Source organism: Bernardetia sp., from assembly GCF_020630935.1.
Taxonomy (GTDB): domain Bacteria; phylum Bacteroidota; class Bacteroidia; order Cytophagales; family Bernardetiaceae; genus Bernardetia.
The window spans coordinates 94,526-112,235 of sequence record NZ_JAHDIG010000003.1; the positions used below are offsets into that span (position 1 = coordinate 94,526).

Annotated in this window: 13 protein-coding genes; 10 read left to right on the plus strand and 3 right to left on the minus strand. The window is 34.3% G+C overall.

Features of this window, described 5'->3' with window-relative positions; all coding sequences use genetic code 11:
• Positions 1-21 precede the first annotated feature (21 nt).
• Entirely contained in the window at positions 22-798 is a 777-nt protein-coding gene (locus QZ659_RS01690; protein ID WP_291720925.1) for an MBL fold metallo-hydrolase, read from the plus strand.
• A 41-nt stretch (positions 799-839) separates the two neighbouring features.
• On the opposite strand, the gene ychF is transcribed toward QZ659_RS01690, so the two are convergent.
• Positions 840-1,937, minus strand: a complete 1,098-nt coding sequence (gene ychF, locus QZ659_RS01695) for a redox-regulated ATPase YchF (protein WP_291720928.1) — start codon at positions 1,935-1,937, stop codon at positions 840-842.
• Positions 1,938-2,304: 367 nt separating this feature from the next.
• Between ychF and QZ659_RS01700 the strand changes: the two genes are divergently transcribed.
• From QZ659_RS01700 to QZ659_RS01715, 4 genes are all read left to right on the plus strand, one after another.
• Positions 2,305-6,495, plus strand: a complete 4,191-nt coding sequence (locus QZ659_RS01700; protein ID WP_291720931.1) for a T9SS type A sorting domain-containing protein — start codon at positions 2,305-2,307, stop codon at positions 6,493-6,495.
• A gap of 79 nt (positions 6,496-6,574) precedes the next feature.
• Positions 6,575-7,684, plus strand: coding sequence for an aminotransferase class V-fold PLP-dependent enzyme (locus QZ659_RS01705; RefSeq protein ID WP_291720934.1), 1,110 nt, complete (start codon positions 6,575-6,577; stop codon positions 7,682-7,684).
• A 20-nt stretch (positions 7,685-7,704) separates the two neighbouring features.
• Positions 7,705-9,177, plus strand: coding sequence for a CCA tRNA nucleotidyltransferase (locus QZ659_RS01710; protein ID WP_291720937.1), 1,473 nt, complete (start codon positions 7,705-7,707; stop codon positions 9,175-9,177).
• 97 nt (positions 9,178-9,274) lie between these two features.
• The gene (locus QZ659_RS01715; protein WP_291720940.1) at positions 9,275-9,736 is read left to right on the plus strand and encodes a hypothetical protein; all 462 of its coding nucleotides are present in this window, start codon (positions 9,275-9,277) and stop codon (positions 9,734-9,736) included.
• Positions 9,737-9,992: 256 nt separating this feature from the next.
• On the opposite strand, the gene QZ659_RS01720 is transcribed toward QZ659_RS01715, so the two are convergent.
• On the minus strand, positions 9,993-10,370 hold the full coding sequence (locus QZ659_RS01720; protein WP_291720943.1) for a hypothetical protein: 378 nt from the start codon (positions 10,368-10,370) through the stop codon (positions 9,993-9,995).
• A gap of 276 nt (positions 10,371-10,646) precedes the next feature.
• Positions 10,647-11,939: a hypothetical protein gene (locus QZ659_RS01725; RefSeq protein WP_291720946.1), complete on the minus strand. Its 1,293-nt coding sequence runs from the start codon at positions 11,937-11,939 to the stop codon at positions 10,647-10,649.
• A gap of 552 nt (positions 11,940-12,491) precedes the next feature.
• Here QZ659_RS01725 and QZ659_RS01730 point away from each other — a divergent pair.
• From QZ659_RS01730 to QZ659_RS01750, 5 genes are all read left to right on the plus strand, one after another.
• The gene (locus QZ659_RS01730; RefSeq protein ID WP_291720948.1) at positions 12,492-14,879 is read left to right on the plus strand and encodes a DUF2339 domain-containing protein; all 2,388 of its coding nucleotides are present in this window, start codon (positions 12,492-12,494) and stop codon (positions 14,877-14,879) included.
• A 660-nt stretch (positions 14,880-15,539) separates the two neighbouring features.
• Entirely contained in the window at positions 15,540-15,743 is a 204-nt protein-coding gene (locus QZ659_RS01735; RefSeq protein WP_291720951.1) for a hypothetical protein, read from the plus strand.
• Between the two features lie 9 nt (positions 15,744-15,752).
• A complete protein-coding gene (locus tag QZ659_RS01740; protein WP_291720953.1) occupies positions 15,753-16,154 on the plus strand; it encodes a type II toxin-antitoxin system death-on-curing family toxin in 402 nt (133 codons plus the stop codon).
• Positions 16,151-16,870, plus strand: coding sequence for a hypothetical protein (locus tag QZ659_RS01745; protein ID WP_291720957.1), 720 nt, complete (start codon positions 16,151-16,153; stop codon positions 16,868-16,870). Before QZ659_RS01740 ends, QZ659_RS01745 begins: the two co-directional genes overlap by 4 nt.
• Before the next feature lie 33 nt (positions 16,871-16,903).
• Entirely contained in the window at positions 16,904-17,701 is a 798-nt protein-coding gene (locus tag QZ659_RS01750) for a patatin-like phospholipase family protein (RefSeq protein WP_291720959.1), read from the plus strand.
• Positions 17,702-17,710 lie beyond the last annotated feature (9 nt).

Consider the following 17,710-nt stretch of genomic DNA (forward strand, 5'->3'; position numbering starts at 1 on the left):
TTCAAATTCAAAATAAAATAAATGAAAATAACATTTTTAGGAACAGGAACATCACAAGGCGTTCCTGTTATTGCATGTAATTGTGAAGTATGTAATTCTTTAGATTATAGAGATAAGCGTTTGCGTGTTTCTATTCATATTGAGGTGGAAAATAAGGAGGGCGAAGAGAAGAGTTTTATTATAGATACAGGAGCAGATTTTCGCCAGCAATGTCTTCGTGAACGCATTACAAAACTAGATGCTGTTCTTTATACTCATCAACACAAAGACCACACAGCAGGAATGGACGAAGTGCGTTCTTTTAATTTTGTACAGCAAAAAGATATGCCTATTTATGCAAGACAACCTGTTTTGGAACAACTAAAGCGAGAGTTTGCCTATATTTTTGCAGAATACAAATATCCAGGTGTACCAAGTGTAGAAACACATAGTATTGAAAATGAAACTTTTGAAATAGAAGGAGTAACTATTACTCCAATTGATGTTTTGCACTACAAACTTCCTGTTTTTGGTTTTAGAATAGGCGATTTTACCTATATCACAGACGTTAATTTTATTTCTGACCAAGAACTAGAGAAAGTAAAAGGAACAAAAATATTAGTCTTGGGGGCATTACAAAAAGAGCAACATATTTCTCACTTTACATTACAAGAAGCACTTGATGTAATAGAAAAATTACAACCACAAAAAGCCTATTTGACTCATATCAGTCATAAAATGGGGCTGCACAAAGAAGTTTCTGAAGAGCTTCCTGCAAATGTTGAAATTGCTTATGATGGCTTGCAGATAAAAATTTAAAATGGTGTCCTATGAGAAAAAGGACACCAAACTGTTTTATACTACACATTAAATCTAAAGTGCATTATATCACCATCTTCTACGACATATTCTTTACCTTCAACAGCTAATTTTCCAGCTTCTTTGAGGGCTACTTCGGTTTTGTATTGCTGATAATCACCAAGTTTGATAACTTCTGCACGAATAAAGCCACGCTCAAAATCAGTATGGATAACACTGGCAGCCTTAGGAGCTTTCCAGCCTCTCTGAATTGTCCAAGCTCTGACTTCTTTTACGCCTGCCGTAAAATAAGTAATCAGATTCAAAATAGAATAGGCACTACGAATGAGTTTATTGAGTCCAGATTCTTTAAGTTCGTATTCCTCCAAAAACATTTGTTTTTCTTCCTCATCTTCTAGTTCTGCAATCTGTGATTCGATAGAAGCACAAACCACTACCACCTCTGCATTTTCATCTTTTACAGATTCTTTAAGCTGTTCTACAAGTGCATTACCTGTGTGGATAGAAGCCTCATCTACGTTAGCAACATAAATCACGGGTTTTTGTGTAAGTAAAAACGCTTCATCTACCAGTTTTTGTTCTTCGTCTTCCAATACCAAAGAACGAACATTTTTTCCTTGCTCTAAGTGGTTTTTTACTTTTTCAAGAATATCAGCTTCTTTTTTTGCTGTTTTGTCGCCAGTACGTGCTGCTTTGCCTACACGAGCAAGACGTTTTTCAACAGTTTCTAAATCTTTGAGTTGAAGCTCAATATCTATGGTTTCTTTATCTGAAACAGGATTTACTTTTCCATCTACGTGGATTACATTATCGTCTTCAAAGCAGCGCACTACGTGAGCAATAGCATCTACTTCTCTGATGTTTGCCAAAAACTGATTTCCCAAGCCTTCGCCTTTACTTGCACCACGAACCAAACCTGCAATATCTACAAATTCTACAATCGCTGGAACAGTTCGCTGTGGAGTAATCAAATCTTCAAGTACGCCAATGCGCTCATCTGGAACAGTTACGATACCGACATTGGGTTCAATCGTACAGAATGGATAATTAGCAGATTCTGCCTTTGCACTAGATAAAGCATTGAAAAGAGTAGATTTTCCAACATTGGGCAAACCAACGATTCCACAACGTAATCCCATAATTTATTTTTTATATTTTGATGCTGTTTAATTTCTAAAAATTGAAAGCGCAAAGGTACAAAAAGTTTGAAATCTTATGAAAGTATTTCAATAACCAAGTAAAAATGAATTTTTTTATAGCTCAAGACAAAAACTTATTGTAGCAAATTTAGTTATATTTGCCTCATTGGAATGTTTTTTGCCCTACATGCGCTATTTTACTAAGTATTAATTGTATATTTTACATGATAAGTATAACTTAATAAAGTTCAATTTTTATAATTTCCTAAATATCAGTAAAATAGTAAGTTGTTTTATATTATGATAGTTTCAAACTAATTTTAATCAAAAATATATCATGCCAAAAAAAATACTATCAATATTTATCATGAAGAAAATTACATTATTTATTATTTTAGTCTGTTGCATTTTTGGAGTGAGTTCCATAAGCTATGGACAATTTTACCCTGGAGGTTTTGGAGGAAATGAAATGCCTTTTTGGCTTTTGCCAACACAGGCCTATACTGTCGGTACAACTAGCAATAACGGAGACAATGTCATTCTTTGGGAAGATGAGGCTATCCTTGTAGGAGGGCTCAATGATGCTACACAAGGTACAGTGGCAGATCAACCTAATTATAATAACACAGGAGTTTATGGCTCTGCTTCAGTATTATTTGATAGAACAAACACAGAGTGGATGGGAATTGCAGACGATAATTCAATCAACACTTCAGCTCTCAATGAGAAAATGATGACTATGACATTTCGTACCTCTAATATTACGCACAATGTCCAGTTTTTATACGAAGAAGGAGGAGGAACGAATGGAATGGCAATTTATTTATTACAAGATCAGTTGTATGTAGCTATTTGGAATTATGGAGATGCTACTTGGGGAAATGTAGGTGGAGGAAGTACTTTATTCTCTAATAATGAATACTATCGTTGTTTTAGAGCTACTATTGTTCCGAATACAGACTATTTGGTAACACTTCTCTATGATAATTTTTATACTGTTACAGCTGGAAGAGGCACGTTTAGAGCTTTCTTAAATGGAACTCAGATGACGATAAATGATAATATAGTAAGAAACTCACTTCCAGTAGCTACTTTTGCATCTCATGGCGATGATGTTGGTATTGGTGCTATAAATGGAGGTTCTAAAATATTTGATGTTACTAACGCTGCTGTTGCTAATAACAACATTAATGCAACAGACTTGGGAGGAACATATTTTCAAGGACGTATAGGAGAAATTACTTATTACAATAGTGCGAAAAATACAGAAAGAAAGATTGTAGAAAATTATTTCTCTACAAAATATCAGTTTGCCTTATCTGCTGATGATATGTATCCTCAAAATCCTACATACAGATTTAATATGATAGGAATTGGAAGAGAATCTGCTAGTGCATCACTCACCAATACAGACCGTGTAGATGCCAATGTACAAAGTAGTGGAGGTTTTTTTATGGCTAACCCTGCTACTGGAGGTTTTTTAAATACTGTAGGAGACTACATGTTTGCTGCACACAACGCAGGAGTAGGAACATCCCCTGATGGAACAGGACAGTACTCAAATAGAACTTGGTATGTTCGTTTTACCAATCAAGGAAGTGATGCAGGAGATATTGTACTCTCTTTTGATGCGACAGGGCTAGGTGTATTACCTGTTTGTGCAAATAATTCAACAGATTATTATATTCGTGATTTAGCAAATCCAACGAACAGATTAGGCTTAGGAACAGGAACTCTTGACCCTGTAACTGGTCTTATTTCATTTACTATTCCTGCTAACTTTTTTGTGGGAGATAAAGAAATTACATTAGGTATAGATAATGTCGCACTAGCAGCAGATGAAACAGGTCTTTGTAATAATGGTTGTGATGATGATGGTGATGGTTTGGTAGATTGTTATGACAATGATTGTAATGGTAATGCTGCTGTTCCAGACCCTGCTTGTGATGATTATTTCTTTGGGCAAGTACCACCAGACTGCGCAATTAGTCAGCCTATTGTGCCAGATGTAAACCCTGTTCCAGAGTTTGAAACCGACCTTAGTTTTGAAGTAGAGCAGCGTGGTGGTGTTTTTGTAGGAGATGTAGTACCAGATTCTTGGCCAAATTATCCTGCTGCAGATGATAATGAACATATAGAGATAGTTTCTAAAAATCCATATAACACACCTTACACTGGGGGACCTAGGAACGGACAACCACGTTCTCCCAATATTTATATTTTTTCTGGAGATAATGGCTCTTTAATTCAGCAAATTCCTACTCCTGTTACAGATAAATTTAGTATGTTAGCTTTAGCAGATGTGGATGATGATGGAAATGGAGATATATTTATTACAGGAAACGATAGAAGGCTTTATAGGTACGAGTTTGATCCTTCTCTTGCTTACGGTGCATCGCAAGCAGCTACTGGAAATGAAGTAGCTGTATCTTCTTCAACAGGTACTTTATTAGTTCAAACGAGTGAAATGACACCAGCTCTCGCTGACTTCGACCAAAATGGTATTCCAGAAGTCTATGTAGGAAATGCTATTTATAATGCTCTTACTCTTCAAAATTTAGTGCCTCCAAATGCTAGTTTAAGTGCTGGTATTCATCCTAATGATGCCCAACAAGCTGCTTTCCCAGTAGCATACGATATTTATCGCCCTGGAGACCCACTTCCAGGAGGAGGGTCGTGTGGACCTGAATGTCAAGGTTTAGAGCTTGTTACGGGCAATGTCATTTATGCAGTAGATTTACTTTCTGGAACACTTACTCCACTCACTACAGCTCCTGCTAATATTACAGATGGTAGAGCTAGTATTGCAGATGTTGATAATAATGGAACAGTAGATATTGTTACATGTGGCTATGATAATACAGGAACAGCTGCTGGAGCTATCTTTGTTTGGAGTCCTTACACAGGAAATCAAATAGGAACTACTTTCAAACTTATTGATGGTGGGCAGGTAACTACTATTGGAGGTCGTCCAAACCTTGCTAATGTAGATGGAGACCCACAACTAGAGGTTATTGTAGGAGGTAGAAATAGAGTATATTGTATAGAAATAGGTGCAACACTTACCCAAAAGTGGAATGCAACTATTGATGAGACTTCTGACCGAACCAGTGGCTCTACATTTGACTTTAATGGCGATGGAAATGCAGAGGTAATCTATAGCGATGAGGAGAATCTACTGGTTTATAATGGAGAAACAGGTGCATTGCTCTCTTCTAGTACGTCTCGTTCAGGTACTCGTAGCGAGTATCCATTAGTAGCTGATGTAGATAAAGATGGCTTTACAGAGCTTATTGTAACAGCACAAGACTTAAACGGACCTAATGATAATGCCATTGGTAATGTAACGGTGTATGGTTCTGGTTCTGACTGGGTTAGCTCTAGAATTGTATGGAATCAGCATACTTATTTTGTAACTAATATTGAAGATAATCTAAGAGTGCCTTCCGTTCAGCAAAATCACGCAGCAGTAGGGTACTCGGCTGGAGTAAACGGTCCTCTCAATTCATTTATCAAGCAAGTATCTTTGTTTGACCAAGATAATAACTCTCTTACTCCGACTGGAGACTTACGCATCATTTCTATTTCTGGAAGTGTAGTATCTGATGGAGGAAACTCAGGTAGTGTAGATTACTCTAACTGTGAGGCTACTGGAGAAATTCTTATTACAGCTATCGTAACCAATTTAGGTGATGCTACCTTGCCAGCTAATACTCCAATTACATTCTTCGATGGAGACCCTTTTACCAGTGCTGCCAATGTATTAGCAGTTCTTACCTTAGGGCAAGCCTTAGCTCCTGGGGGAGCAGAAATAACACTTACTTTTAGTGTACCTGCTAATGGAGGTAACATTACTGTATTCGCTTTAGGAAATGTTGATTCTAATGACCCTAGCGTAGGACTTCCACAATATGATATTTCAGACCCATCTGCTGTATTTGATGAAGGAGAGTGTGATTTTACAAACAATGGTCAGAATGCTGATATTGGTCCTTGCCTTTTACCAGTAGAGCTTATCTCTCTTTATGCAGAAAATTTATCTGAAAAAGTAGTAGTGCATTGGGCAACAGCAAGCGAGTTAGACAATGATTATTTCTTAGTAGAGCGTGCTGGAGAAGACTTGCAGTTTAAGGCTATTGGTAAAGTAAAGGGCAAAGGAAGTAAAAACACTCGTACAGATTATCTATTCAATGATTATGAACCGATGTTAGGAACTTCATATTATCGCCTAAAGCAAGTTGATTTCAATGGTCAATGGGTAAACACAAAAATTGTATCTGTTACACGCACTACAAATAACCTACCTCCTGCCTTATATCCAAATCCAAATAAAGCTGGAAGAGAACTCTATATGCGTGGTTTGGTAGATGCTTCTATGATAAAACAACTTCGTATTGTAAGTGTTACAGGTCAAGAAGTAGTGGCAAATATTCCTGTTCGTACTTCTGTAGATGGAATTACTGTAATTTCACTTCCAAAATCACTTTCAAAAGGAATCTATATTTTGAATGTAGCAACAGACTTTGGTGTAGAAAACTTTAAGTTTGTTATAGAATAAAATTCAACTCAATAATTTAAAATGGTTTGTGTAGCTTTACTCAAACCATTTTTTTATGTCAAAATATTTCAAAAGCAAAATGCCCCAAAACATAAGTTTTTATCCTGGTCCTTCAAAAGTATATCCACAAGTTAGAGATTGGTTAGAGGAAGCCTATCAAGAAAATATTTTGAGTATTCAGCATCGTAGTGATACGTTTATGGAAATGTATGAGAATATTTTGCAAAATCTACAAGAAAAACATACTATTCCAAAAGATTATACTATTGTTTTTACCTCGTCGGCTACTGAAGCATGGCATATTTTGAATGATAATTTTTCAACAACAAATACTTACCATTTCTACAACGGAGCATTTGGAAAAAAGTGGTTTGACTACAGAAATGCAAATTATCCAGAAACTACTTTTGGAAGTGAGTTTGAAATTAATGAAGAACTGAATTTTGATAAAGAAAATGTTTTTCAACAAATCACACAAAGTAAAAAATCTCCTAATATAATTTGTCTTTGCCAAAACGAGACGGCAAATGCTACACAAATCTCTCCCAAAGTTTTATCGAAAGTTAGAAAAAATAGAAAAGACGACTTTATTTTTATAGATGCAACTTCATCGTGGGGAGGACAACATCTAAATTTTCAAGATGCTGATGCATGGTTTGCTTCCGTTCAGAAGTGTTTTGGATTGCCTGCTGGTTTGGGAATTATGGTACTTTCGCCACGTCTGATTGATTTTTATAATTACCAAAGAAAACAAAGAAATGCCGTTGTTGATGTTTTTAGCAGATATAACCAGCTTTCATTTTTGGTAGAAAAGGCAAAACAGTTTCAAACAACTTATACTCCCAATGTTTTAAATATTTATTTGCTTTCCAAAGTAATGGAGTTTGTCCCAAATATTTCTACTACGTCTCAAAAGATTGAGAAACGAGCAACTGATTTGTATAGTTTCTTTGAAGAAAATCATTTTAAAGTATTGATAGAAAATAAATCTGTTCGTTCTCAAACTGTTTTGGCAATCGAACTAAATGCACCAAAACTTAGTTTTTTGAAACAAAAAGCAAATCAGTCAAATATTATTTTGGGAAACGGCTATGGAAAATGGAAACAAAATACATTCAGAATTGCTAATTTTCCACAACATACAGACAAAGAATTTGAGATATTGAAAGAATTTTTATCTAAAAAATAAAAATACACTATTTTTGCCTTATGAAAACTAAAGAACAACCAGCCGAACTGAAAGAATTACTACATCAGACCTCTATTTTTAAGTGGATACAAGAAAGTGCCGATGCTTTAGGGCTAGAAACCTATGTCATTGGTGGCTTTGTGCGTGATTTTTTATTGGATAGAGAAAGAGAAACTAAAGACATTGATATTGTCTGTATTGGAAGTGGAATTACGCTTGCCAAACACGTTGCCAAATCGTATGGAAAAGCGCACGGAGTTTTTGTGAAAGTTTCTATTTTCAAGCGTTTTGGAACGGCAATGATTACCCTACAAGATGAGAAAACCAACCAAAAAGTAGAGGTGGAGTTTGTAGGGGCAAGAAAAGAATCGTATGATTTTGATTCAAGAAAACCAACCGTAGAAGAAGGAACTTTAGAAGATGACCAAAAACGAAGAGATTTTACTATCAATGCGTTGGCTGTTAGTTTGAATGCAGAAACGTATGGGAAATTTTTAGACCCTTTTGATGGATTTAGAGACTTAAGTAAAAAACTTATCCGAACGCCACTTGCGCCAGAGCAGACTTTTTCTGATGACCCTTTGCGTATGATGCGTGCTGTACGTTTTGCCTCTCAACTTGGTTTTGACATTGATGCAGATACATTTGATGCACTTTCTACACAAAAAGAACGTATCAAAATTATTTCTCAAGAGAGAATTACGACTGAACTGAACAAAATTATTTTGTCAAATCCTCCTTCGTATGGATTTAAGTTACTTTTTCAATGTGGACTTTTAGAAATTATTTTTTCTGAAATGACAGATTTGTATGGTGTAGAATATATTGATGGAAAGGGACACAAAGATAATTTTTATCATACACTACAAGTTTTGGATAATGTAGCACAGGTTTCTGATGATTTGTGGTTGCGTTGGGCTGCCATTTTGCACGATATTGCCAAGCCAGCTACAAAGCGTTTTCATAAAAAAGCAGGGTGGACATTTCATGGGCACGAAGACAAAGGTGCAAGAATGACTCCTTATATTTTTAAAAAGTTGCGACTTCCTTTAGACGCTAAAATGCGTTTTGTACAAAAATTGGTGCGATTACATTTGCGTCCGATAGCTTTAGTTAAGAAAACCATTACAGATTCGGCTATTCGAAGATTACTTTTTGAAGCAGGAGATGATACAGATTCGCTTATGAAGCTCTGTCGTGCTGATATTACATCTAAAGACCATAACCGAGTACAGCGTTATCTTCAAAATTTTGATAGAGTAGAGAAGCGAATGGCAGAAGTAGAAGAGAAGGACGAGCTTCGTAATTTTCAGCCTGTCATTGATGGAGAAACTATTATGCAAACTTTCAATTTAAAACCTTCTGCTCAAGTTGGAAAAATAAAGTTGGCTATCAGAGAAGCTATTTTGGAAGGTGAAATTAGAAATGAATATGAAGAAGCATTTGCCTTTATGCTTAAAGAAGGTGAAAAGTTGGGTTTGAAAAAAGTTTAAGTGAAATATCTAGTGTCTTTGCTGCAAACTCATAAGAGTTTACGTATAGATACAAAGTCACAGAAAATAACTTTCACTCTATTAAATTTTCAAAACAATGTCAAAATCAAGTTCAAAACAAGAAATTATTGGTTCTGCTAAAAGAGCCTTTTCTATCAATTTTCCTTTTTATGTTTTTGCCTTAGGAATACTCCTTGCTTTTTCGGCTTTCCAGTGTGAAGATGAAGAAGATTGGTGTGCTACTCCAACTTGTGAAGTAGAAGAATGTGAAATTATCAATGTAGCAAATGTTACGGTGGAGAATATAGTATGTGGTGTAGGAGTTTGGGACAACCTTTGGCTCAATGATGGTTCGAATGTTTATTTGCAGCCCTATTCTTTAGATGAGTATAACAAGTCAAAACTTGAAAAACTGGAGATTGAAGATAAAATGCAACTCAAAATTCAGTACGTAACTGCTAAAAAAGATGATAGATATAAAGATGTTGCTGTTTGTATGGCTTATGTGGGAGAAAGCAGACCCATTACTATCATCGATATTGAAATTATTGAAAACTAATACCAAGATAAAAACTAAACTACACCTAAAAACTACATTGGTATTGACCTTATTATAATCAGGTCAGCCTCGTAGAGCAACAAAATAAAGTGTAAAATAGCTTTTATATTGGTATAATACAGAAAAAGTAAGAGCAAAATCAACAATCACTTCTTTAGAAATTAAAGAAGTGATTTTTTTATGGGAGGAATAAAATGAAAAAGTCTTGAGCATAAACACCCAAGACTTTCGTTTATATTTTTTGAAATGTTTCTGATTATTTCAATTCTGAACCTAAAGGAGTATCAACGTGGCTCAAATAAACACTTTTTGCATTTGTACAATCTACAATTTTGCTATCTTCTGAACGGTAGGTAATATTAACTACTTGATTATGAGAAGGTTTTTTTAAAAAGCTGTTTAAGTTAGTAGGTAAAATATAAGTTCCATCTTTCAATAAAAAAGCCACAGTATGACCACATAGTTTTTCTTGTTGTTCGCTATTATTATCATCAAAGATTTGAATAGTAGCAGTGCGAACAAATAAACTTCCTTGAGAAGTTTTTTCTGTGGGATTAATTCTTTGACAGGCTGATATTCCTGCTCCAAGCATCAAGACAATCATCAAGATAAATGGAATATTCTGGGCTTTCATGAGTTTACAATTTTGAAGTAGATGGGTTTTATTAATAAGTGAGATAAAAAATAGGACTTTATCAAAAATATTTAGTTCTTAACTAAGAAAAATTATATTTTTATGCCCTTTATTATCATGACCCAAAAAACAGCAAAAAGGTTGCAATCAAATCAAAAAAAAGCCATTTTTTTTGTGTTAATTTAATTTTAACGGTGTTTTTCCTCAAAATTACATAAAAAATAGCCTTTTGAAGAATGATTACTTGTGTGATTTTTGAAAAAAATTGTACTTTTTTTATGCTAAACCAAAATACCACATCACAACAAATTGCAATACTCCTGCTAACATTCCCAAAACAGCTCCTACCAAAATCAGAATCCATTCATCTTCTTGAAATACAGGTCGTAAAAAACCTTCAAATTCTTTGAATGAAAGATTGCCCATACGCTCAGCAAGTGTGTTTTCTAAATCAAGAGCCTCATTTGCATACTCCTCTGTTTGCTTTACTACAATAGGCAGCTCTCTCATAAAATGAAACATAATGATATTCTTGGCAATATCCATACGTTTTCCTGCTAAAAGTGTGAAGATTGGACGAGATGCTCCAGCCATATCTTCCACTACTTCATCTACTAAATTATTAACTTCTCTACTAATAATGAGGGCTAGTTTGTCTGATGCAGGACCTCGTACCAAATACTCTGTCATTACTTCAGTAGGCAATATTTTTTCTGTAATTACTTTTGCATATTCTCTTGCTACTTCTTTTTGTCTCTTCAAAAATAATCCTTGAAATTTATATACTCCTAAAATATTGATGGGTTCTAAGGGTTCGAAGATGAGTTTTAGAGCCAATACATTTGTGAGATAACCTACTACTAAGCCACATCCAGGTAAGATAAACCATGAGCCAGAGGGAAAATTGTAGGAAAGAACCATTTGAGCCAAACCAAAAAGACCTCCAAACCAAAAACCAGAGACTTCTATAAACTTAAATTCTTTTGCTCCACAACGCAAAAATATTTCATTGACAAGTTGCTTGTCTGCCATTAGGGTTTCGATAGATATACGTTTGAGGTCTAAGAGTTTATCAACTTGTCCGTTGAGTTCTACCATTATATCCACTACAGCATTCGGAATCTCATCTTTTGCACGCTGATAAATTTGTTTTTTTATAGGTATAGGCGTGTTCTCCCAAATGATACCTGCCTGTGCTTCCATTGCCTCATTTATAATCTTTACACTCAATGTTTCTAGTTCTGGGCGCATCTGCCGAGCTATTATAAGAGGGTCTAGTTGCTCAAAACGTTCTTCTATGCGTAAGAGTTTGGAAGTCAGCATTTCTACTGATTTGGTTGCCATTTTTTGAGCCTTTGAAGGAATGATTCCTTGCCAGCCAAAAGGTTTAATACCTATGTATTCCAAGGGATAGAAAGTCATCAAGAGTGCCATCCAGTTGGTTGCCCAACCAATAATTCCACTAGAGATAGGAATAGATAGATATACCAACAACACCTTGATTTGTGCCCAATCTAGGGTAGAGAAATAGTCTGAAAAATAGTCTGAAATAGCTGAAACGATTTCCACTTAGTTGGTTGAAACAATTATAAACTGAAAGACAACTATGCCTGTTTTTGATTGAAACAAGTAAAGTTAAAAAAATATCTTTAACTAGCTTTATAAAAAATAGAGCAAGGACGAAAGATAAAAAAACTCTTCATAACTAAAAATAGTTTTGCTACTTTTTATTTTTTTAGTTTATTTCCTCAATATATTCATTTAAGTTGTTTAAGAATATTTTTCTAGCGCACGATTCTATCTTGTGCTTACCGTTTTGTCAGCATGTGCTGACGAACTGAAAGTCGGCGTAGCCAAAAAATGTGTCCAAGTAGAATGCTTGAACGAGAAACAATGAGCAGAACCTAATCTATCACTTAAATTAAGACCCTTTTTTATATTCTTTAAACAACTTCTACTTTTTTCCCAATCATAAAAAAGTAAAAGTCAGTTTTTGTAAAATCTCCCTCATCAAAAAAATACTATTTTGCGTAAGTGTTTTCAAGTGTCTTTTCGTTTTATTAGAATAAATACGTATTTTTCTAAAACAACCCATTACCAAACTGACTACTATCACTACTTATGAATAATAAACAGCAGATAAATGAACTTTTGCGAAAACTCTCTATTGTTGAGAACAAGCAAGCCATTTTTGAAAGAGAAATCTACAAACTTCGTGTGGAAATAGAAGGATTACAAAATGAAACTTCTTTTGAAACAGAACCAAAAGAGAAAACAAAACCTATCTTTAAAGATATTCCTTCCGACTTTCCACAACAAGAAGAAACAAAAAGAAAAGAATTTGAAAAGCAAAGTCAGGGGCAAAAGCAAGAGCCGATTCGTAGAAAAACGCCTGTTTTTGAAAAACAACATCCAAAAGTTCGTCATAAATCTAGCCTTGAAAAGTTTATTGGTGAGAATGTAATTTACATTGTTGGTGTCTTGATTATTGTTTTGGGAGTAGGTATTGGTGTAAAATATGCCATCGATAATGATATGATTAGTCCTCTTACAAGAATTGTATTAGGCTATTTTATGGGTGCTGGTCTTTTAGGATTTGCTATTTATTTGAAGAAAAAATACGAACAAATCAGTGCAGGACTTCTGAGTGGTGCAATGGCAATTTTCTATTTCGTAACCTTTATGGGATATGATTTTTATGCGCTTTATCCTAAAGAGTTAGCGTTTGGGCTAATGGTTGTCTTCACTATTTTTACGGTAGTGGCTTCTCTACACTACGACAGACAAATTATTGCTCATATTGGACTGGTGGGCGCATACTGTGTGCCATTTTTGCTAAGTGATGGTTCTGGAAAAGTGATGATACTGTTTATCTATATGGCAATTATCAATTTAGGGATTTTGGCTATTTCTATCAAAAAATATTGGAAGTGGCTATTTATCAATGCTTTTTCGCTTACTTGGCTGATTGTTTTGGGTTGGTACGGTGCAAAATACAGCAAGGAAGAACATTTTAGCTTATCTCTAATTTTCTCAACGCTATTTTTCCTTATTTTCTATATTTCATTTTTGGCGTACAAAATCCGAAAGAAAGAAGTATTTGGGATTAGTGATGTGATTTTGATGCTCATCAACTCTTTTATTTTCTACGGAATTGGTTTTGTAACGCTTATTGATAATCCACAAACAGAAAATTTAGTCGGACTTTTCACGCTTGGAAATGCGATTATTCACTTTGGAGTGAGTGTAGTCTTGTATAAAAATAAACTTGCTGACAGAAATCTGTTTTACCTCGCTTCTGGAATGGTCTTGGTTTTTATTACGATTGCCGTTCCTGTGCAGCTAGATGGAAACTGGGTTACGCTGATTTGGTCGTTGCAGGCTGCACTTTTATTTTGGATTGGCAGGACGAAAAAAGTCGGGGTTTATGAAACGCTCTCTTTTCCTCTGATGGTTTTGGCTGCTTTTAGTATGCTACAAGATTGGGCAATGGCGATTGATGCTTCTACTGGAGTATATGATTATGAGACAAGTAAAATGGTTGTAAATGAAGTTTTACCTATTTTCAATGTAATTTTTCTTACAGGAGTTATTTTCGCAGGCTCATTTTTCTTTATTGATTGGCTTAATAAAAATGATAAATATGTTTCACCTCTTAAAGAAAAGGCAAGTGGTTTTTTAAGTTTTGTAACAGTTGTTATTACCACGACGCTACTTTTTGCTATTTATTTGCCTTTGTTTGTTGAGATTACGGTTTATTTCAATCAGCTTTTTGAGGCTTCACAGATAGAAGTAATGGGAGAATATGGTATGGAGACTTTTCATGATTATGATTTTAGACATTTTCTATCTGTTTGGTTACTTAACTACACACTTGTGTTTTTTATTAGTTTAGGCTTCTATATTATTAAAAAAGTAGAAACTCAAATGTCTGTTATTCTGTATTACTTGGCTTCTGCTTTTGTCTTATTTATCTTTATGAGTTTAGGCTTGTATGAACTAAGCGAACTTAGAGAAAGCTATGTAACTCAAAGACTAGGTAAATATTATAACATTGGAGTATTTAATCTTATCATACGTTATATTTCTTTTGCGCTTGTTGGAGGACTTTTGTTTACTCTTTTCAAATTGGCGAAGCAAGAATTTTTGAAGTTCAATTTCCTTCCGTTTTTTGACTTTATCTTGCACGTTTCTGTGCTGTGGCTTCTAAGTGCCGAACTTATCCATATTTTGAGCCTAATGAGCAATGCAGATGCTTACAAATTAGGATTGAGTATTTTATGGGGAGTATATGCGCTCTTTGTAGTAGGCTTAGGAATTTGGAGAAAGAAAAAATACTTGCGTATTGGTGGACTGGCTTGGTTTGCTATCACACTTGTAAAACTTTTCTTTTACGATATTGCAGCTCTTTCTACTATTTCCAAAACGATTGTTTTTGTGTGTTTGGGTACGCTACTCGTTATTATTTCGTTCCTGTACAACAAATACAAAGATAAGATTGAGGAGTGAAGATGAACGAAAATGACTATTATTTGCACATATTGACCACTCGCAAAATATGAGCGAGACTATTATCAATAAAATAACTGTAAAGACAAAACAAATGATGATAAAGAGAAAGTTAATTTTAATGAGACTTTGGCAAACATTGACAATTATAGTATGTATCTACCTGATTGTAATGGCTTTCATGGCGTATAATTGGTATCCTGACAGCCAAACACCTAAGTATAATGCTATTATAGGGCTACTTCTTTTTTCAACCGTGGTTGCAAGATTAATAACACCTCAAAACAGAGTAATTCCTATTTTAATAATTCTTGACTTTTTTCTAATCACTATTATTTCCAGAGCTTTTATAAATAATGGCTTTTGGCACAGCATCTTTTCAGTTATAACACATCTACCTATACTGCCTATGTTGATAATCTTGATGACTGACTATCCTTTAAGATATTATTATTTCAAGGAAAACAAAAATTACAGAATCTAAATTCATAGGTTTGCTTTCCATATCTTTCTCGGTTACCAAAAAATGAATAAAAGAAAGATAAGTATTCGGTATACCTGCCGTGGTTTTTGCATTTACTTTAGTTAAGTTTAAGAATTTGAGGTTATATTTAGAACAACAAAAGGCTAGAAGCCTAAATACATTTCAATCAAAACATCATGACCCTTCAAGAGAGAAAAAAAGAGCTAATAAGAAAAATAGAAAGTATGTCAGATGAGCAAATCAATGCTCTTTATAAAACTGTATCTGAACTTTTAGAAAAAGAAAATCAAGATAAAAAACATATTGAGAATTCAGAGTTTGAACGGCTTTTAAAACAAGATTTAGAACAGTATAAAGAAGTTTGGAAAGAATTAGCCTAAAAAATGTCTATGTTTTATCTATCAAAAGAACAAATTATCACTATCAATCGCTTACAGGTAGAAGGTTTTGGGGGAAAGTTTGCCCCTCCTCAAAATTTTTTGAAAGAATCTGGTTTGGACTATCTTTTGGAAATCATAGATAGTGAGATGTTTGGAGAACCTTTGTACCCATCCATTTATCAAAAAGCTGGATTGTATATGCACAGTATTGTTTCTAATCACGTATTTCAAGATGGAAACAAAAGAACAGGACTGCAATCTGCTCATATTTTTATGAAGGCAAATGGATATTTCTATAAAAAAGAAATGACTGATGAAACTCTTATAAATTTTACTATTTCAGTCGCAGCAGGAGACAAGACATTGGAAGAAGTACAACACTGGTTTGAAGAAAATATAGAGAAAGTATGACGAGAATAGTTTTTGTATTGTTTTTATTGGTAATTCCTTTTCTAAGCGCAAAGGCACAAGAAAATTCTATCAACTCGGCTGACAGTTTGCAGATACAAGAATATCTAAAAGTTTTGAATAGCAAAGAGTTTGAACAAAAATATTATGGCATTCATATTTATGAGCAGTATGATGAAAGCAACATTGTTTATGCTCCAGATTCTTCTTTCAAGGTTTTTACTTTCAATGGCGAATTTGTATCTACTTCTATAACGAAGGTTTCAAAGTCTTATTTGCATTTTTTAGATAATCAGAAAAAAACGACAAAAGCTGTAGAAGCAAACTTTAAGAATATTATTGCTATTCATCAACTCTCTTATTCAAATTATCTTGTTTTAGAAGCAGAAACCATCGGAAATCCTTTCGATAGTGATTGTCTGACTACGCTTACTGCCATTTGGATAGAAATTGATAAAGAAAAAAATATTTTTCAGCGAAAAATAATAGACCAAAAAAAAGAAGAAAAGGATAAAAAACTAATGTTTTCTAGTTACGAATGTGGAAAAATAGAATCAGATAAAACTTCCAAAGTTTATTTTAAAAAAGAGACCAAACAACTTGTTTTTAGATGTGTTACAAAATCTGCTAATGAACCTTACAAGTACATTTTTTATGATTGGAATGGAAAATTATTTGTCTTTGTAAAAGAAGAAACAATGTTTTTTCCTGTAGATTAGCCATACATTTTTTTTATATCAAATAATAAAGACGTGTCAGAAAAACAACTGTTTAACTCTACTCAAAAACCTATCGGAATTGTCTTGTCTGGTGGTGGTGGGCGTGCTTTGGTTCATCTAGGAATTTGGAAAGCACTAGAAGAAAAAGGCATTCAACCCAAAAAAATAAGTGGTGTCAGTATGGGAGGAATTATGGGAGCAATGTGGGCTGCTGGTTATTCTGCTGACGAAACACTTGCTATTTTTCAGACAGAAAGTTGGAAAAAATGGTTGCGACCTACGTGGAGTGAAAACGGAATGATTTCTATTCAAAAGCTGCGAATGCTTTTTTCAACTTACCTACCCAAAACCTTTGAAGAACTTCATTTTCCTTTGACTACATCTGCTTTTTGCCTACAAACTGCTACTATTGAACGTTTTGAAAGTGGCGATTTAATTTCTGCTCTGCTCGCTTCTATGGCTGTTCCTGCTATTTTTTCGCCTATTCGAATTGGAAAATACGACTTTGTAGATAGTGGACTTTTAGAAAATTTGCCTACACAACCATTTTTTAAAGCTCACCAACAAGAGTCAGAGCATTTCGTTGTTGGTATTCATACCAATCCACTTGCTGATAATTTTATTCCTACTTCTACTCGCTCTGTGATTGAACGATATTTTCAAGCTGTGGGAGCATATTTTGTAAGAAAAGATGAGCCAACATGTGATGTATATTTAGAACCTAATGAAATTGCTAAGGTTAAGTTCTCAAACACAAATATCGAACTAGCTTTCCAAATAGGTTATGATTATGCAAAAGGTTTTTTAAATAATTTTGATATTCAAAGTTGAGTAATTAAT